General features: G+C 44.4%; 15 protein-coding genes. 6 read left to right on the top strand and 9 right to left on the bottom strand.

Translation table 11 applies throughout. From position 1 onward, the window contains the following. Nucleotides 1-6: 6 nt before the first annotated feature. Together R7M92_RS03845 and R7M92_RS03840 are read left to right on the top strand one after the other, a co-directional pair. The gene (locus R7M92_RS03845; protein ID WP_158155663.1) at nucleotides 7-876 is read left to right on the top strand and encodes a metal ABC transporter solute-binding protein, Zn/Mn family; all 870 of its coding nucleotides are present in this window, start codon (nucleotides 7-9) and stop codon (nucleotides 874-876) included. A gap of 215 nt (nucleotides 877-1,091) precedes the next feature. Continuing rightward, nucleotides 1,092-2,087 carry a porin gene (locus R7M92_RS03840; protein ID WP_017635534.1) on the top strand — a complete coding sequence of 332 codons (996 nt, stop codon included), beginning with the start codon at nucleotides 1,092-1,094 and terminating at the stop codon, nucleotides 2,085-2,087. A 215-nt stretch (nucleotides 2,088-2,302) separates the two neighbouring features. Here the strand turns inward: R7M92_RS03840 and R7M92_RS03835 are convergent, their stop codons facing one another. From R7M92_RS03835 to speA, 4 genes are all read right to left on the bottom strand, one after another. Next, a complete protein-coding gene (locus tag R7M92_RS03835) occupies nucleotides 2,303-4,468 on the bottom strand; it encodes a S9 family peptidase (protein ID WP_318132739.1) in 2,166 nt (721 codons plus the stop codon). Nucleotides 4,469-4,779: 311 nt separating this feature from the next. Further along, nucleotides 4,780-5,985: a multidrug efflux MFS transporter EmrD gene (gene emrD / locus R7M92_RS03830; protein ID WP_318132738.1), complete on the bottom strand. Its 1,206-nt coding sequence runs from the start codon at nucleotides 5,983-5,985 to the stop codon at nucleotides 4,780-4,782. Nucleotides 5,986-6,394: 409 nt separating this feature from the next. Next, nucleotides 6,395-7,315, bottom strand: coding sequence for an agmatinase (gene speB / locus R7M92_RS03825; protein ID WP_005374233.1), 921 nt, complete (start codon nucleotides 7,313-7,315; stop codon nucleotides 6,395-6,397). 1 nt (nucleotide 7,316) lies between these two features. After that, nucleotides 7,317-9,227 carry an arginine decarboxylase gene (gene speA, locus R7M92_RS03820; RefSeq protein WP_033906546.1) on the bottom strand — a complete coding sequence of 637 codons (1,911 nt, stop codon included), beginning with the start codon at nucleotides 9,225-9,227 and terminating at the stop codon, nucleotides 7,317-7,319. A 323-nt stretch (nucleotides 9,228-9,550) separates the two neighbouring features. Between speA and R7M92_RS03815 the strand changes: the two genes are divergently transcribed. After that, entirely contained in the window at nucleotides 9,551-10,276 is a 726-nt protein-coding gene (locus R7M92_RS03815; RefSeq protein WP_044129549.1) for an MBL fold metallo-hydrolase, read from the top strand. 66 nt (nucleotides 10,277-10,342) lie between these two features. Here R7M92_RS03815 and R7M92_RS03810 read toward each other — a convergent pair whose 3' ends face one another. The 3 genes from R7M92_RS03810 to R7M92_RS03800 all read right to left on the bottom strand — a co-directional run bounded on the left by R7M92_RS03810 (nucleotide 10,343) and on the right by R7M92_RS03800 (nucleotide 12,686). Continuing rightward, a complete protein-coding gene (locus tag R7M92_RS03810) occupies nucleotides 10,343-10,771 on the bottom strand; it encodes an ATP-dependent zinc protease (protein WP_005374226.1) in 429 nt (142 codons plus the stop codon). Between the two features lie 65 nt (nucleotides 10,772-10,836). Further along, the gene (gene rimK, locus R7M92_RS03805; protein WP_005374224.1) at nucleotides 10,837-11,742 is read right to left on the bottom strand and encodes a 30S ribosomal protein S6--L-glutamate ligase; all 906 of its coding nucleotides are present in this window, start codon (nucleotides 11,740-11,742) and stop codon (nucleotides 10,837-10,839) included. A 329-nt stretch (nucleotides 11,743-12,071) separates the two neighbouring features. Beyond that, nucleotides 12,072-12,686, bottom strand: a complete 615-nt coding sequence (locus R7M92_RS03800; protein WP_025768062.1) for a TetR/AcrR family transcriptional regulator — start codon at nucleotides 12,684-12,686, stop codon at nucleotides 12,072-12,074. 155 nt (nucleotides 12,687-12,841) lie between these two features. Between R7M92_RS03800 and R7M92_RS03795 the strand changes: the two genes are divergently transcribed. Further along, complete coding sequence (locus R7M92_RS03795) at nucleotides 12,842-13,855, top strand: MBL fold metallo-hydrolase (RefSeq protein ID WP_031780877.1); 1,014 nt, start codon at nucleotides 12,842-12,844, stop codon at nucleotides 13,853-13,855. Between the two features lie 95 nt (nucleotides 13,856-13,950). Further along, nucleotides 13,951-14,295: a DUF5329 family protein gene (locus R7M92_RS03790; protein WP_318132737.1), complete on the top strand. Its 345-nt coding sequence runs from the start codon at nucleotides 13,951-13,953 to the stop codon at nucleotides 14,293-14,295. On the opposite strand, the gene R7M92_RS03785 is transcribed toward R7M92_RS03790, so the two are convergent. Together R7M92_RS03785 and R7M92_RS03780 are read right to left on the bottom strand one after the other, a co-directional pair. Then, complete coding sequence (locus tag R7M92_RS03785; protein ID WP_017635526.1) at nucleotides 14,263-15,162, bottom strand: LysR family transcriptional regulator; 900 nt, start codon at nucleotides 15,160-15,162, stop codon at nucleotides 14,263-14,265. The two genes, R7M92_RS03790 and R7M92_RS03785, sit on opposite strands and share 33 nt — an antisense overlap. 1,332 nt (nucleotides 15,163-16,494) lie before the next feature. Beyond that, nucleotides 16,495-16,833 carry a YggL family protein gene (locus R7M92_RS03780; RefSeq protein WP_005374208.1) on the bottom strand — a complete coding sequence of 113 codons (339 nt, stop codon included), beginning with the start codon at nucleotides 16,831-16,833 and terminating at the stop codon, nucleotides 16,495-16,497. Between the two features lie 266 nt (nucleotides 16,834-17,099). Here R7M92_RS03780 and R7M92_RS03775 point away from each other — a divergent pair, with 266 nt between their 5' ends. Further along, the gene (locus R7M92_RS03775; protein ID WP_149192196.1) at nucleotides 17,100-19,136 is read left to right on the top strand and encodes a PhoX family protein; all 2,037 of its coding nucleotides are present in this window, start codon (nucleotides 17,100-17,102) and stop codon (nucleotides 19,134-19,136) included. Nucleotides 19,137-19,226 lie beyond the last annotated feature (90 nt).

Raw genomic sequence — 19,226 nt, 5'->3', positions numbered from 1 at the left:
ATGAACATGAAGATAAAAAAATTAGCGATAACTTTTGGTTTGGTTATAGCGACAACACTTCCATCGTTGGCAAGCGCCAAAGACATTTTAACCAGCACTCCCGTCACGTACATGTTGTCTGAGCAACTCATGAAAGGTACAGGGATAGAGACTCAGTATCTGCCTCCAAAGCGTTACGGCGTTGAGCGTCTTGAAAACTGGTTCGCAAATAAAGGTACAGAGCAAGTTAAGCAAGCGGGTCAAGTCGCGACGGTTGCTATTACTCTTGGTGCGATTTGGAAACAAGACCCGACTTATGTTTACGCTCGACAGGGCAACATTCACTTGATTGAAATCGATGCATCGCAGGCCATTTCTCCTAGAGCTCAAGGAGTTGCAGTACTGACATTGGAAAACGGGTCAACATCGAAGTACGCGTGGCTTAACCCTACAAACTTAATCCGAATGGCGGGTATTGTTGGAGAGGATCTACAACGTGTATATCCTGAACACCAAAAGACGATTCAAACGAATCAACAGGCTCTTATGCTCAATGTGCGTGAACTGATCAACCAACAACAGGCAGAGATCTTCGATAAAGGCATCGATTCAGTGGTACTGATGAGTGAGTCATTAGAGGACTTTGCCTCTGGCAACCAATTGTTTGTGGTTGGGCGCGAATTTAAGCCGGAACTCGAGTGGACAGAAGAAGACAAATTATCTTTAAAAGCTCAGTTTGAACAAGATAAAACGCTATGGTTGGTGACGGATAAACGACCGTCGAAAACCTTGACATCGCTTATTAAACCGAGTCGTATACTGCAAATTGATGTTATTGACCGCTGGGGCAGTAAGGGTATCAAAACTGAGAAGCCACTCGCACGTTGGGAGATGTGACACGTAAAAAGCCACAGATTTTATGATGGGGAATGAAAAGTTCCCTATTTTTTTGTGACTCAGTTCAAAATGTGAACATTAATACCACTGGTTGCATAAGAAAGTGTTTGTTTCATTTCTATTTCATTACTACTTTGTTATGTGTTCGTTGCGATTGATTCGGATTTAATCTGTTTCTAAGCGAACCGGTACAAACAACTATACGGATGTTAACAATGAAAATGAAAACTCTAGCCGTTGCAGTGGCGGCACTAGCATGTGGTTCACAGGCCTTCGCAGCAGAAGTTTACAACAGCGATGGTACATCTTTATCGATCGGCGGTCACGTTTCAGTTGGCGTGGGTGAGTATTTCGAAGAAGATGTAAAAGTTCACCAAGTGTCTCCACGTATTAACGTTGCGGGTAAGAAAGACATTGGCAACGGTATTACTATCGACGCTAAAGGTGAATGGGCGCTTAACTACCTAAACGGTGGCGAGCAATCGTTCAAAACTCGTCTAGGTTACATCGGTGCTACTCATGAGCAGTTTGGCCGTTTAGTAGCAGGTACTCAATGGTCACCTTACTACGATGTCGCTGGCGTTGCGGATCTACCAATCGCGTTTGCGAACGACTTTTTGTACGACAACCACGGCAACCTAGGCTCAGCTCGTGCTGATAAAATGCTTAGCTACCGTAAAGGTTTTGAATTTGGTGAAGGTTTTGCTTTCAACCTAGGTCTAGGTTGGCAAGGTGAGCAAACTTCAGATGCAACAACATACGAGCAACGTGGTCAAGTTGCATTGAGCGGTTCTGTAGCTGGCTTTGGTCTAGGCTACGTATACAGCGGTGGTGATGTTAAAAACGCGACTCTAGGTACTAAGAACGCTGAATCACACCTATTCTCTGTAAACTACGGTCAGTACGGTTCAGGTCTATACGCAGCAGTAGTATACGGTATGAACGAGTACTTCTACCAAATGCGTAAAGACACTTCTCAACTTGAAGCTCTTTTGGCATACGGCGTAAACGATTGGACATTCAGCGTTAACTACGAAGGCGTAGAAGACGAAGAAGACAATAAGACAGTTTCAAGCGAAACTGCGCTACAAGCAGAGTACGCTGTAACTCCTGCTTTCGTAACGTTTGCAGCTTACCAGTTTGATCTAGGTAACGACTACAACAATGAAGAGAACGACTACTGGACTCTAGGTGCTCGTTACTACTTCTAATAAATAGGCCAGTTTCTACTGCCTAAACACATTTATTGTGTTAACGCCTACTCGTTGTGAGTAGGCGTTTTTCTTTCTGCTATCCTTTGGCTATAAGAGACGCTAGTCATTCTGTGCTTAGGTAACCCCACTCTTTGTTTAGAGAGTGCGTCTATAAAAATGCCCGCAACTTGCGGGCATTTTTTGTTGTTAGAGATACAGTTCTATTAATACGCTTATTTTTTATCGAGTAAATCGAGGAAGAAGGCATACTCTAGCGCATCTTCTTTTAAGCGCTTAAATCGACCAGATGCGCCGCCGTGTCCGGCTTCCATATCGGTTTTGAACAATAAGACGTTATCGTCTGTCTTCATTTCACGAAGTTTGGCGACCCACTTCATTGGTTCAAAGTACTGTACTTGAGAGTCGTGCAAGCCAGTCGTTACCAACATGTTCGGGTAGTTTTGCGCCTTGATGTTGTCGTAAGGCGAGTAACTCAACATATAGTCATAGTATGTTTTGTTATTTGGGTTACCCCATTCATCATACTCATTGGTGGTCAATGGAATTGATTCATCGAGCATAGTGGTTACCACGTCCACAAACGGAACATGTGCACCGATACCGCGGTACAGTTCTGGTGCTTGGTTGATGATAGCCCCCATTAAGAGACCTCCTGCAGAGCCACCAACAGCGAAGACTTTATCTTTCGCGCCGTAGCCTTGTTCAACCAAACCTTTAGTCACATCAATAAAGTCGTTGAATGTGTTTTGCTTGGTTAGTTTTTTACCGTCTTCATACCAAGGGCGGCCAAGCATTTCAGATCCACGAATATGAGCAATGGCGTAAACAAAGCCGCGATCCAATAGACTCAAACGTGTCGAGCGGAAAGTTGGCTCAATGGTTGCGCCATAAGATCCATAACCATATTGGTAGAGTGGATTTGTACCATCTTTCTTAAATAAGTCTTTACGATACACCAAAGAAACGGGTACTTCTTTACCGTCACGGGCTGTGACCATGATGCGTTCTGATTGGTAATTGTCAGGATTAAAATCACCAAGTACAGGTGTTTGCTTCATGATTTCTGACCCGCCCGTTTTTAGATCGAAATCGTAGTAGGTTCCTGGAGTGGTTAAACTGCTGTAATAAATACGAACTTTCTCGTTATCCAGCTCTAGGTTACCTGTCAAATAGGCAGCAAACGCATCGTCATTAAATGTGAGGGGGAGTTCTTTTCCTGTTGAAAGCTGACGTACAGTGACGCTTGCTAGGCCGTTAGAGCGCTGCTCATAGACGATGTGATCATCGAATAACTCGAAGTCGACAAGTTGAGTGTTGTCGTCTGCGGCAATCACATCTTGCCATTTAGAGCGGTCATGCATGTCATTTTGATGAACTTTCATCAAACGGAAGTTGACGGCTTGATAGTTAGTATAAATGTAGTACCAATCGCCTAGCTTAGAAATACTGTATTCAATGCCATCTTCACGAGGATAGAACGGTTTCGCCTTTGCTTTAGGGTTGTTCGCATCAATGATAGAGACCCCACTGGTTTCTGTACTCGAATGCCAGATATAAATATCTTCGCCATCTTTGCTTTTGCTTAGTGAGGTGTAATAGGCGCTGTCGGTTTCCTCAAAAATCAGCTCATCGCTGCTTTGTGGTGTGCCCAATACATGACGATAAACTTGGTAGCCCAATAAGGTCTGTGGATCTTTTTTGATGTAGTAAAAGGCGTTGTTATCGTTCTGCCATGCGACAGCGCTTGAGGCCCCTTCGATTTCATCTTGTAGGTAATTGCCTGTTGTCAGGTCTTTGATCTTAAGGGTGTACACGCGGCGGCTTAATGTGTCTTCGCCATACGCCAATAAGTTTTCATTCGGACTAACGTATAGGCCGCCGATACTGAAAAATTCATGTTCTTTTGCTAGTTCATTGACTTCTAAAATGATTTGTTTGTCTTTGCCTGCAAAGTCTTTAGCTCGCAAATGGACTTCGTACTCGTTATCTCCGGTCACTTCACTGGAGTAGAAGTAGTTGCCTTTACGAACCGGTACTGAGTTGTCGTCTTTTGCGATGCGCCCTTTAATTTCTTCAAATAGCGTATCTTGAAGTGTTTCAGTGTGCTTTAGAACGGTTTCTGCGTACTGATTTTCTTTCTCTAGGTGCTGTAAAATTTCAGGGTCTTTACGTTCGTCGTCACGCATCCAGTAGTAGTTATCAACGCGGGTATCGCCATGAATAGTCATCGAGTGAGGGACTTTTTTCGCAACCGGAGCTTGAGTTTGTTGAGCAACGATCTGTGTTTGGGAGTATTGAGTCATGCTGGGGATTCCTTGATTGCTGCATCCGGCGACAAGCGCGACCGAGACGGCCAACGTAGTTAAAGTGAAACGCATCTGATTTTATCCTTATTGTACACTCAAGTGGCCTCATCCTGAGGGCTGGGCTTTCATTTTGTTAGTGGTTTTCAGTTGTCCATTCTTTGTTATGGGGTATGCCGAAAAAGTGAGAATCCTCAATATTTTCGAGTTGGCTACTCAATTTGAAGGAAGCTGAAAACACATTGTGTAAGCAGCTGTTATTTTTAACAAATATCAATTCGAAAGTTAAATCATTCTCATCGGGAAATCGATATAGTGTGATATGAAAAAAGGGACACACTTGTTGAGTGTGTCCCTTTTGGATTTTGAAAGTAAGCTGATAATGATCAGATAACTTGCGGTACTTCGTTTGAGTGATTGTGTGCTCGATTCACCCACATTAACCCAAGCATTGCAATTACCGACATTGCCATCATCAAAATGCCCAAAGGCATCTGGTTATGCGCTGGAAATAGTGACGCGAGCAAAGTTGCTACACCTGCCCCCAAGTTTTGCATGCCACCCAATGTCGCGCCTGCTGTTCCTGCATGGTATGGGAATGGCGCAATCGCTCCAGTTGTTGCTGCTGGGAAGAGAATGCCCGCACCCAAAAAGTACACGGTTGCGCCTCCAACCAGCGTTAATGCCGTGGTTAAACCAAACAAGCCTGGGATGAGCACAATAGCAGAGCCTACAAAAATAGAGACCAAGCCTACATTTAGAGCACGACGCTCAGAGCGACGTCTTGCGATGTAGCTAGATAAGCCCGCACCCACCAAGTAACCTGGGATCGGCAATATAAACAGCAAACTTACCGTTGTTGCAGGTAATTCTAATACCCCACCTAACAACACCCCAGCCGCCGCTTCGAATACACCCACACCTGCGAATGTTGCAACCAGGCAAATTAAAAAGCCTTGAAAGCGACGGTCAGACAAAACGTGTTTGTAGCTTTTGGCTACTGGTTCGAATTTGCGTTTCTCTTTTGGTAGCGTCTCCATCATGCTTGTCATCATGGTGATCACAACCGCGATAGCAAATAGCGCTAAGAACAAGTAGCTCGACCGCCATCCGAAAGCTTCTGTTAGGTAGCCGCCTAATACTGGTGCCATTAATGGTGAGAAAATCACACACATGCTAATTAAGCTGTTTGCTCTGTGTAGATTAGAGCCTTCAAAGCAATCGCGAGTCAGAGTGCGTGACATCGCACCGCCGCAACCAATACCTAAGCCTTGGATAAAGCTACCAATCAAGAACCATTCAAATTGATGTGCAAATAATGCTACCAGTGTACCCGCGATGTAGATAAGCAGCCCGACGATGATGATCGGTTTGCGTCCCAAGCGGTCCGATAGTGTGCCATACGCAAATTGCGACAAGCCATATGGGATTAGGTAACAAGCCATCACAGCTTGAAGTGATGACGCAGATACCAAAAACTCGCCCGCCATATGACCGATTGAAGGCACGTACATTGTCTGGGTCATTTGACCCACGGCAGTCAATATAGCGATTAAAAAGGTAAGTTTCGCTAATGGAAACGAAGCAGACATTTGCGTATCTCTCCAAAAAGTTTAAGACGTAAAAACCCTTAGCGCTCTTTTACAGAGTGCCAACTGACTTCTTGTGTTGCGGGGATATTTGCGCGAGATAATAGTGCTTGCTTGTATAATTAGCAATCGAAAAGTGTGAAGTCGAGCAAGATAAAAATCTATGATTTCAATTAGAAAAACTAATCCGATTTTGTTTTCAAAAAGAGGTGCATTTCTTTGTCTATTTACGTTAAATCTTTTGCTTTTCGTGAATAGTATGAGCCTTATAGGTAACTGGTTTTAATGGTTAAAGTGCAAAAATAAAGCGTCTGATCGGTTGAGGTGAGTTCAAGATGAAACGAGTGAATAAAAGGTAGAGGAAGGCATCAGAAAGAAAAGGGAGCCGAAGCTCCCTTAGAAATGATTATGTCTATTCGCGCTCAGATGCATATGCGTAAAGCATTTCTAGTGCGATGGTTGCTCCCGCTAGTGCGGTAACATCACTGTGATCGTATGGAGGCGATACTTCGACAACATCCATACCCACGATATTCATGCCGGCTAAACCACGAATAATTTTCAGCGCTTTGTCTGAGTTCAAGCCACCACAAACTGGTGTACCAGTTCCCGGTGCGAAGGCCGGGTCTAAGCAGTCGATGTCAAAAGTGACATATACTGGCTTGTCTGCGACGGTGCGACGAATTTCTTCTAGGATCTCGTTCACCGACATGTCATTCGCTTGCATCGCATTAATCACATTGAAGCCGTGATCTTGCTGTTTGTACTCCGTACGAATGCCGATTTGTATTGAGTTCTTTGCTGAGATCAAACCTTCTTTCGGCGCATGGTAGAACATCGTACCGTGGTCGTATGAACTGCCATTTGCATAGGTGTCCGTATGAGCATCAAAGTGAATCAACGCCATTTGGCCATGATGCTTCGCATAGGCACGCAGGATAGGTAGCGTAATGAAGTGGTCACCGCCCAATCCCAACATGGTTTTACCACTTTTTAGAATTTCACTGGTTGCCGCTTCAAGGCGGTAAGTAAAATCTTCCGCATCACCGCAATCGAACACGAGATCACCTGCGTCGATCACTTTCAGTTTATCCAATACGTTGAAGCTCCACGGGAACTTCTTACCTTCCCATGCCAAGTTGACTGAGGCACGGCGAATTGCATCTGGACCCATACGCGCACCTGGACGACCAGATGTTGCCATGTCCAGAGGGACTCCCAACACCACAACGTCTGCGTCTGCCGATACCGGGTTACGAATGTACGGCAGACGTAAAAACGACATAGAGTTGGAGTAAAGCGAATAATCAGTTTTAGTAAACAAATCATTCATATCAGAAGTCCTCTAAATAGGTGTATCCTGCTAGACCTTGTTCTAGTTCTGCTAGGATTTGTGCTTGTTCATTGGCTTCAACTCGCTGTGAAACCAATTGTTTATAATTGTCACGAATCGCATCCACGTCGATATGAACGTAGCGCATCATGTCTTCTACACTATCACCTTCGTTGATGTAACTGATCTCAAATTGACCATGTTCATCAACATTGACTACAGCACTGTGGGTATCACCAAATAGGTTGTGCATGTCACCAAGGATTTCTTGGTATGCGCCTACTAGGAAAAAGCCCATTAGGTACGGTTTGTCTTTGCTCCAAGCTGGTACAGGTAGCGTGCTCTCGATGCCTTGACCATCAACGTAGTGATCGATCGCGCCATCAGAGTCACATGTGATGTCCAACATCACTGCACGACGCTCTTCCGCCTCGCCAAGACCAGAAAGTGGCAGAACAGGGAACACCTGATCAATACCCCAAGCATCTGGTAGAGATTGGAAGAGAGAGAAGTTCACGAAGAACTTATCCGCAAGACGTTCGCTCAACTCGTCCAGAATCGGACGGTGGAAGCGATTCTTAGTGCTCATCTTGCGGCTTAATTCGAAGTAAATGCGTAGTGACAATTGTTCTGCCCACGCACGTTGTTCCAAGTTAAGCACACCTGTAGCAAATTGAGAGTGCACTTCTGCCAAATCACTTTGGGTATCATTGTAAATCTCAATTAACGCACGAGCGTCTGTACCATCTTGCAAGTTTTCCCAGTTTCGCCACATGTTTTGTAGCAAAAGCGGAGCGTCATCATCAAGCTCATGTACTTCTTCCGGTAGGTACGACTCGGTACCAATTACGTTAGAAATCAACACAGCGTGGTGCGCTGTTAGCGAGCGACCCGATTCCGAAATGATCACTGGCATTGGTTGTTCGTATTGCAGACACACATCGCCCACTGTGTTGACGATATTACGTGCGTATTCTGCAAGGCCGTAGTTCATCGAATTAGATGATTGGCTGCGTGTGCCGTCATAATCCACTGCCAAGCCGCCGCCCACATCGAAGTACTCGATGTTTGCACCGAGTGCGCGTAGTTCGCAGTAGAAACGTGCAGACTCGTTCACACCATTGCGTACATCACGGATGTTTGCCATCTGTGAACCAAGGTGGAAGTGAACCAGTTGCATCGCGTCTAGGTTGCCTTCGCGTTTAAGACGTTCAATAACGCTAAGCACTTGCGATGCTGATAAACCAAACTTCGATTTTTCACCGCCACTTGCTTGCCATTTCCCTGCGCCTTGAGAGGCTAGGCGAATGCGTAAACCAAGGCGCGGTTTTACGCCCAAACTTTTCGCTTCTTCTAGTACCAGATCCAGCTCAGAAAGCTTCTCTAGTACGATGAATACCTTGTGACCCAGCTTTTCACCGATCAGTGCAAGACGCACATACTCACGGTCTTTGTAGCCATTACACACGATCACGGAGCTACCTTGTTGAGCCAATGCAAGTACCGCCAACAATTCTGGCTTGCTACCCGCTTCAAGACCAAGCTGCTTGGTTTCTAGTTGAGCTTGGCTCGCTAGAATTTCATCCACCACTTCACGTTGTTGGTTTACTTTAATTGGGTACACCAACAAGTATTTGTTTGGATATTGGTATTCTTCAATTGCTTGGTTGAATGCGTGGCAAATACCATGCACACGTTGGTGCACGATTTGCGGGAAGCGTACTAATACAGGCAGATTTAACTGCTTCGCTTCTAGCTCATTTACAATAGCGCTGAAAGGGATTTGATGTGCACGATCACTACGTGGTGATACATATACTTCGCCTTGGTCATCAATGCCGTAGAAACCTTGGCTCCAGTAGTGAACGTTGTAGTCCGCGCGGATGCGGTCTAATTTAGTTGCTTTTTCCAACTCGATTCTCACAAAAATGTACTTAACTCCTTAATTAATTAGAAGGAAAAGTACAAAAAAGCAAATCATGAGGCATTTACCTCATACCCTGACACGAACTCCGTGTGCGCGCATTAACGGATAAAAGGGCCCTTGAGTCTAATGATTAAAATCTATCATCTCGATTATGATTTGTTGTCGTCGCTACGTGTGAATATTTGTTTACCGAAGCGTCCATTCTGCTGTTATAGTTGGTCTGACCAGTAAGGATTCGGTCATGAAGCATCTCACTAAAATAAGGACATATTTTGCAGCTGCACAGAATTCAGGGGTACATTCAGACCATGTATCTCGCCGAATATCCCGATAAATTATTGTTGCTTGATGGTGCCAGTCGAGCAGACATCCCTCATCTTAAAGACTTTATTGAACATCAACTCCATCGTCCTTTTTCTGACCTAAAGTTGGTTGTTGTGACCCACATGCATCCAGACCATGCTGGTGGTGCGCACAAACTACGTGATTTAACAGGATGCAAGCTATTGGCCGCAAAGCGAGAGAACCAGTGGTATAGCGGTGTAGACGGTTGGCTAATGCATTTGACCGATTTGATGTTAGCACGCTGGATGGCGAATCGGATGCGTAAACCAAAGCAAAACCTGTGGTATTCCCGCAAGCTAAAGCCAGATATTGAACTTATTGATGGACAGTTTATTCCTGGATTTGATGATTGGCAGGTGCTAGAAACGCTAGGGCATACCGACCGAGATCTGTCGGTTTATCATTCTGAACAAGATGTGTTGTATGTGGCGGATTTAATGGTGCAGGTGAAAAAGCATCTGATTGCGCCGTTTCCCATATTTCATCCGAATCAATATCGGCAATCATTAAAGCGTGTGTTTGAGATGAATCCGCAATGTTTGCTTTTGGCACATGGGGGAGAGGTGACTTTGGATGAAAAAGCGTATCAGCACATTTTGAATACAGCGCCGACTAAGCCAATGACGCACTGGCGAGTGACAAAAGTTAAAGCGAAGGGATTGTTGTTTGCGTTATTTCGTAGGAAGTAGGCGAGGATAAAGCCAGACGAGTGATGCTCAACAAAAACGTTCGATCACTCATCTGAAGCTACGGGGTTAAGATGCCAATAAGTGAGATTGGCTAGGATCAACGAGCACTTTGTCTGCCATGCCCTGACGACCTAACAACATCATGTAAGTCATTTTTTCACGGTTAGTCAACGTAATGTCGATTGGCCATTGTTGGTCGCCCATACGCAGTATCGTTGTGATCACGCAGCGGTGCTCAAAAGTACCGTTAGAAGATTTAACCTTACGGTTTGCTTTTAGTTTCGCTGTGCAGCGAACCACTTGTTCTAAATGGTATACATCTGGGTGTAGATCGAATGCAACATAAGACTGACCATCTTTTTCAAAGCAATCAATATTGTCTACATGTAATGAAGAGGTTTGAGCGCCTGTATCAATACGCGCTTCAAGGTGAGTAATCCCTAACTCTGGCAAGCAAATAGCTTCGGCATTCCCAATGATCATTTTCTGATTCATAGTGTCATCCTAGCGACGAGTAACAAGAGAGCCGATTTTTGGCTCTCTTGTGCGTTAAACAAAAATCAACCTTTACCGCGAGTACGGTTTGAATTTGGCTTAGCGTTTTTCTCGATAAAATCGAAGATCATACCTGCAATGTTTTTACCAGTTGCTAGTTCGATGCCTTCTAGACCAGGGGAAGAGTTCACTTCCATTACCACTGGGCCATTTTTAGATTGAAGGATATCCACACCACAAAGGTTCAAGCCCATCACTTTCGCTGCATTTACAGCGGTCGCACGCTCTTCTTTGCTCAAACGCACGAGTTGTGCAGAGCCACCACGGTGAAGGTTGGAACGGAACTCGCCTTCTTTTGCTTGGCGCTTCATTGCGGCAATCACCTTATTTCCGACAACAAAACAACGGATGTCCGCGCCTTTTGCTTCTTCGATAAATTCTTGCACCATGATGTTAGCTTTCAAACCCATGAAAGCTTCAATCACGCTTTCTGCCGCTTTATTTGTTTCAGCAAGTACAACACCAATGCCTTGAGTGCCTTCTAGCAATTTAATCACTAGAGGTGCGCCACCAACGTTTTTGATCACGTCCTGAATGTTGTCAGGATGGTGAGCAAAGCCAGTGCGTGGCAAACCGATGCCTTTACGTGATAGCAGTTGTAATGAGCGCAACTTGTCACGAGAGCGGCTGATCGCGACAGATTCGTTGACACAAAATGTACCCATCATTTCAAACTGACGTACAACAGCAGTGCCGTAAAACGTAATAGATGCCCCAATACGTGGAATAACAGCATCGTATTGCGGTAATTCTTCACCCTTGTAGCGGATCTTAGGGTTGTTGCTCGTAATGTCCATATAACAGTGAAGCGTGTCGATCACATCGATTTGATGCCCACGTTCTTCACCCGCCTGTTTTAGGCGCATGGTTGAATATAAATTCTCATTACGAGAGAGAATAGCAATACGCATGGCAATTCCTTAGTAAGTCAGTACCAAATTAAAATATAAGTATAGAGCATAGAATGCAGTAGGCAGGTGATCATGTTATGACATAACCTACTTACTTCAACGATTTAGAATTGTGGTTGAACAACCACGTCGTCAGAGGTGCGCACCTTAGGGCGTTTTTTTGTGAGATGAAAACGAAAAAGCATCGTCGACACGACAAAAATATTTTATCGAACGCTCACGCCTTGCGGTATGAGACTGTCAAGGGTGAGATAAATAAAATTGAGCAAAAATTTCATCGTTTTGTCACGAATTATCGCTTAAAAAAGCGGCCAATTTGACCGCTGTTTTTAGCTGTTTTGATAGTGACTTAAAAAAAGTTCCGCCGTTTGGGTAGCTAACAGCCTAGATTCTTCATTCGACAAAGAGGGGCGAATTCCCATTAACTGCGGCCAGAATGCACTGCCTTTAAGTAAGTTGTGCAATTGAGTGCTTGCTATATGTACATCATCAATTTGCAAAGCGCCACTGTTCGATTTCTCCGTAAGCCAGCGGTACAGGGCGGTTTCCTGTTTCGACATTTGTTCTGCTTGTTCTTTGAGATCTTCCGGCTTAAATAAGAAGTGCCCAAATGCCACTTTTGCCAGCTCAATATAGTTTGGTTCCGTTACCACAATGATCTCGCTGTAGAGTAATTCAATCAATTGATCTTTGAGTGGCAGAGTGGCCAAGCGTTTAATATCGCTTTCCATCATTGACGAACGCCAAAGCTCAGTCAGCAACTCCGTCACGATCGCTTCCTTAGAAGGGAAGTGATTATAGACCGTGCGCTTAGAGACTTGTGCGATTGCAGAGAGCTTATCCATGCTGGTGTTTTGCACCCCAAACTCTTGGAACGCTTGCCTTGCCGCGCACAAGATGGCTTCTCTTTTGGTTTCGCTACGACTTTTTCTTTTTACATTCATAAGCTTGCTAAGTTAAGAAGATCATTTCTTGATCTATTTTACACTAAGTAGTTTACTTTTGATAATTAGAATGTAAACTGCACCGTGTAGTTTACTTTTGTTCGGGTTAACTTTTTATGAAAAAAACTTTGCTAGCCACAGTAGGAGCGTTCGCGATGGGTACATCAATGATTTCTTGTTCTAATGTTGATACTGAAAAAGCGCCAACATACCCGGACAAATTTGCAAATACAGAGTTGGAATACAAAAGCGGTTTGGGCGACATGTTCGAAATCATGAAAGCGTATTTTACGACTGAGCGCCTTAACCCAACACCAACGATTGAAATTCCAGTGCATGCGATCACAGCGCGGCAACTGTTAGAAGAGCAAGATGACGTCATCTATCGTCTGGGTCACTCAAGCGTATTAATGAAGCTCGATGGAAAACTGGTGATGACCGACCCTGTATTCAGTGATCGCGCGTCTCCTGTACAATGGGCAGGGCCAAAACGCTTTCACCAAACCCCCATCACGATAGAAGATTTGCCAACTATCGATGTGGTGGTGATCAGTCATGACCATTACGATCACCTAGATAAAGCTTCTATTAAAGTGCTAGGCGACAAGGTGGGCACTTTCTTGGTGCCGTTAAAAGTTGGCCAATTACTGGTGAATTGGGGTGTACCCAAAGAGAAAGTGATCGAACTAGACTGGTGGGAGTCACACTCTGTTGACGGCATTGAATATACACTAACTCCGACTCAGCATTTCTCTGGTCGAGGTTTGACAGACCGCGATACGACGCTGTGGGGCAGTTGGGTTATCAATGCACAGCAACATAAAGTGTTCTTCAGTGGTGACTCTGGTTACTTCAATGGCTTTAAAGAGATTGGCGAAAAGTACGGTCCGTTTGACTTCACCATGATTGAAACAGGTGCGTACAATGAACTCTGGTCAGACATTCACATGTTCCCAGAGCAAAGCGTTCAAGCACACATCGATGTGCAGGGCAAAGTGATGATGCCGATCCATAACAGCACGTTTGATCTGTCGATGCACGATTGGAATGAACCGATGCAACGCGCGTTAGATATTAGTGAAGAGCGCGGTGTAACGTTAGTGAGCCCTGAGATTGGTCAACGCTTGGCGATTGCGGAGCCTCAGCCTGCTAAGGCATGGTGGCAATAATTGCTGAGCTAAGCAGCCAAACATCAGAATAGTTAAGTCACTTATCAGTAGTTACTATTAGTAGTTACGTGGTCAGGGATAAGGATAAAGGTGCGATGAAAGCAAAGTGGACATTGTTACTTACATTAAGCATTCTGCCTACCTTTGCACTAGCAGGGGTAGAGCAAGATATCTCGACGTTGATAAAACGAGTTGAGCAATCCTCTTGCACCTTTATCCGCAACGGCAAGGCGTACACTAATCAAGAAGCGGCAGAACACATGCGCAATAAATGGGATTACGCCAAAGATGACGTTGATTCCGTGGATGTGTTTATAAAAGAGGTCGCGTCAAAGAGCTGGTTATCTGGCAAACCATATTGGGTGGATTGCCAAGAGGAACCCATTACCAGCGAAGAGTGGCTAACATCATTGATGCGCGCCACCGATCACATCCAATAACACTTCTTTGATGGTCTGATAGCGGAGAGGTAGAGCACGACTGCGCTTACGAACCAGAAATAGCTCTTCACATACAGTGTTTTTCAGTTGAGCAATGTATAACGTGTCTTTTAGTGGAAAATTGTCGACCGCACTTTGAGGCAGCACGGTGAAGCCAAGTCCTTTGCTGACAGGCAGCAAAATTTGGCTCAATTGATTTACGTAGCCGGATAATGGTAAATCGCTCATCTTAATTTCTTGGAGCTGTGGTTCTTCACATTGGTCAAAAAAAAGTGTCATGTAATGCTCGGCATCAGGGTGGCTAATGACACCACAGTCATGCAAGAGTTGTGGCGTTATCTGCTTATTTTGATAATGCTTTGGCAGAACCAAGCACAACCTCTCTTTACCAATTCGCTCACTGTGAAACAGACCTTTGTTGGGAACGTCAGTCACGATACCAATATCAATGTGCCCTTGCGTTATGGCATTGAGAATAGATTGATTTGGCGCGGCTTCTAAATGTAACGATAAGCTCGGGTGCTGTTTTTGCTTCTCCAAAATGGGCCCATACAACATTAACGCCATTGCACCAGAACAAGCCAGTTTACAATGGCCTGAAAACGCATCATCAAAACTGAGCTCTTCGAGCAACTTCTTCTCTCTATCTTCTAACTCGAGCGCATATGCGTAGACAATCCTGCCTTGCTCGGTTAATTCGAAGCTTTTGTTTTCGCGCTTGATCAAGGCATGCTGACAACTTTGCTCTAATTTTTTGATGTGTTGGCTGACGCCAGGCTGAGTCATAAAAAGTTTTTCTGCCGTTTGCGTAAAATGACCGACTTCAATCAATGTCTTAAATGTATGTAACCAAACAGGATTAAGCATAGTGTGTGATTTTCTGAGAGCTTTGTTGGGAGACGTAAAGAAAATGATAGCACGGTGTTTTATGAAAACAGAGAAGACTTAAACGATAAAAGATGAATCGTTATCAATACATTACAGACAAAATAAAACCCCGCCTGGTTTCCCAGACGGGGCTTATTCTTTTTCGCAGCAATCCAGCTACTAATAGGTGCTCCCTGCATCTATCCTTGATTGTGGCTAAGTCCTTTAACCGAGTTCCTTGTTCATCGCCTTCCTAGCGGTGTCCATTCTTGCCTATCATCCTGACGGGCGAACTCTATCCTAGAGCTTAACTACATCCTTGCTGACAACTCATCCTAAGCTATCAAACCTTCATCCTGAAGATACCCAATCCTTTAGGCTTTTTTCCTGTTCCCGCCAACATCCTGTCGACAAATTGAGTATTGATGTTTTGCTGATTTGACTCAATTAACTTTTCTAAATTATTTTTACTTATTATTTTAAGTGAATTTAAATATTACCGTTAAATCATATGTTTAATGTTTTTTCTGGCATTGCTCTTAGACGTGGTTAATCTATTTGCTTACAACTCTTGTAAGAGATCTCGCACAAGTTTGGTGGTGAATGTATTAATGAGCGCTTTTTGTTCCGAGTTCTGTGGATTGAACTGGATCACAATGCGTTAAAAGGGAGACGATAAAGATGAAAGTGAATTGATCTTGAGTAGAGATTTGTTTGAAAAGAAATAAAAAATCTTGCGGTTTTTATAAACAGTATGGTAAATCTGAAATGCCCACCTTGTTAATCCTTATTAAGATTCAATGACAGTATAAGTAGGGAACTTGATTGCCATTTTTCTGTCATATCTGGTGAGTAAGTTAACTGTGTCAGATAGATAATATGCCGTTTGCCAGTAAAAACAGGCTGCAAGAAACCGGTAATTATCATTATGTTGTGAAATTGGTCACGGTTAAATGATTGATTCCCTTATAGATTGAAGGGGATACGACCTTAGACAATAAGCTCCATGAGGAGCGTTACTTATATAAGATGAGGGACTTTACTATGAAAAAGACTAGAAGAGCTCAGCTACATCGTGTGCGTATTCAATACTGGAAAGACACGAAAGACGCCCCAGCTAAAAAATCATAGTTAATTATACCTAAAGGCACGAGCTGGCTGTGGAACGCAGTTTCCCGTTGATTGCCAGCTCAAAAACGCCACAATCACTCCGCGCAACTTCCCAAGCACCCTATTTTCACTATCGCATTCTTCAAAAAATAAAAAAGCCAGTCTTAAGACCAGCTTTCTCTACCATTTACTGAGCTCTGCGTATTACAGGTTGCCCTTTAGTTACAGGTAGTTGGCGTCAACTAGTTCGCCCGCTTGCGCGCTTTTCACTTCTGGGCGTGCTTCTAACCATTTGATAACTTGCGCTTTCTGTTCTTCAGTCGCACTGCCGTAACGGTCAGTAGAACATAGGAAGCCTTCAAACAGTTCTAGACCACCGCCACCGAAGCAAAGACCAAGCTCGTCAATGTAGTCGATAAAGTCATCAACGAATGCATCGTAACGGTCGAAGTCGTTAATGTCTGTTTCACAGCTGATCTCGAAACCTAGGATTGCGAACTCACCTAAGAACAGCTTTTTACGGATACGACGGCTCTTGTTATCGATCTTGTCTAATTTCATGATTATCTCTCGTAGATGATTTGATTTCGTACACCTTATACCTTCTATCACACTTTAGCCCAAGTAAAATCAGAATGAAGCGATACAGTTGGTGATTATGTGACCAGAATTTAATTGCTTCGTTAGCTGTGTTGGTTGGTTCGCAGTATTGTTGAAACACAAGTTTCATATGTTTTAAGCACTTTTGTCATTTTTCTTATCCAAACTTCTTGCCGTTCAACTAATCACTTATTTATTAATTAAACTATAAGATCGGGAAAGTAAAAATGAGCAAGGAAACCTTTGACGCGACGCGTTATAACCAAAGTGAAAACAAACCATTTGAAGAAGTATTAGAAGCGAGCCTATCTCGACGCAGCATTCTGAAAGGTGGTTTAGGTATCAGTGCGATGACAGCGTTTGGTGCTTTCGGATTGGCTGGTTGTAACTCGTCTGACTCAGGGAGTACAGTAAGCAGTGGTTCGGGCGCATCTAAAGCCGTTCTTAACTTTGAATCTATCCCTGGCTCACTCACTGACGCAGTTTCAATTCCACAAGGTTACACCGCACAAGTACTAGTACCTTGGGGAACACCACTTAATGCACAAGGCAGCGCATGGCAAAATGATGGTACCAACACCAGTACCGATCAGTTAAATGCGCTAGGCATGCACCATGACGGCATGCATTTTTTCCCATTGAACGATAGCACTACAGATGGCTTGCTATGTATTAACCACGAGTACATCGACACATCAGCACTGCATCCAAATGGTCCGACGGTTGAAAATGGCGTACGTACCATTGTAGATGAAGTGCGTAAAGAGATTAACGCGCACGGTGTGTCAGTGGTTCGCATTCAACTGGAAGACAACATGTGGAAGTTGGTTGATACCGATCCACTAAACCGTCGTTATACTGGTGCGACCGTCATGGATTTGTCTGGCCCGGTGGCCCACACATCTTTAACTGTCACTCGTTTCTCGCCAGATGGCAGCCAAGCGCGTGGTACGTTAAACAACTGTGGCAACGGCTACACGCCGTGGGGCACGTACTTAACGTGTGAAGAGAACTGGCCAGGTTACTTTGTTAATGCCGGGACTCGTACAGAAGAGCAAGATCGCATTGGTGTCGATGATCAAAGTACACGCTACTTGTGGGAGACATTAGCAGGAAATGCAGAAGAGCGTCTTGATGAGTTCTCTCGCTTTAATGTGGCTCCAACAGGAGCAAGTGCGATGGATGATTACCGTAATGAAGCCAATGGTCACGGTTACATTGTCGAGATTGACCCTTACACGCAAAACTCACGTGCGAAGAAACGTACTGCGCTAGGTCGTTTCCGTCACGAAGGCTGTACTTTCGGTAAGCTTGAAGAAGGCAAACCAGTGGTATTTTATTCTGGCCACGATTCTCGCTTTGAATACCTATACAAATTTGAATCTGCGGCAGCGTGGGATCCAGCAGATGCTAACCCTGATAATCGCTTGGCGATGGGTGACAAGTACATGGACGAAGGCACACTGTATGTGGCGCGCTTCAATGAAGACAGCACAGGTACTTGGTTACCATTAACGCTTGATAGCGTAACAACCGCTGGTGGTACGTTAGCGGATCACTTTGATTCACTGGCTGAAATTATCATCAATACTGCGGGTGCGGCGGATTTAGTTGGGGCAACACCAATGGATCGACCAGAGTGGTGTACGGTTGATCCATTCACGGGTTCAGTATATTTAACATTGACGAACAATACGCGCCGTACAGATGAAACCAATCCTGCGAATCCACGTTTGAATAATAAGTTTGGTCATGTTATTCGTTGGGATGAAGGTGCTTCAGCAACTGACTTTACTTGGGATATCTTCGTGTTTGGCTCTCCGGCAAACGGTGATGCGGACACTAACCGTTCGAGCTTGACCGAGCTTAACCAGTTCGCGAGCCCAGACGGATTAGCGTTTGATGGCCGTGGTATTTTGTGGATTCAGACTGATAACGGCGCAGATGAAGTTACGTCTTACACCAATGATCAAATGTTGGCTGTTGTGCCATCTAAGCTAACAGATGAGAATGGTGATCAAGCTGTGATTGGTGCGGATAATCAAGCTGAATTGAAACGCTTCTTTGTCGGACCAAATGGTTGTGAAGTAACAGGCTTTACCATCAGCCCTGATTACAAATCATTGTTTGTGAATATTCAGCACCCAGGCAACTGGCCATACAGTGAAGATGCAGCCGAAGAAACGCCTGCTGGTGTTTCTGTGCGCCCACGAGCGGCGACAGTGGTTATTCGCCGTGAAGACGGTGGAGAGATTGCAGTTTAATCTCTAAATGAATAAACACCTTAAAATTCAAGCCCTGCAATTGCAGGGCTTGATGGTTTAGGCGAATGCCTAGTTGCACTTTATACCTAG

It is taken from the genome of Vibrio sp. Vb2880, from assembly GCF_033337975.1.
Taxonomy (GTDB): domain Bacteria; phylum Pseudomonadota; class Gammaproteobacteria; order Enterobacterales; family Vibrionaceae; genus Vibrio; species Vibrio alginolyticus.
This window is presented reverse-complemented; position numbering and strand designations above follow the sequence as displayed.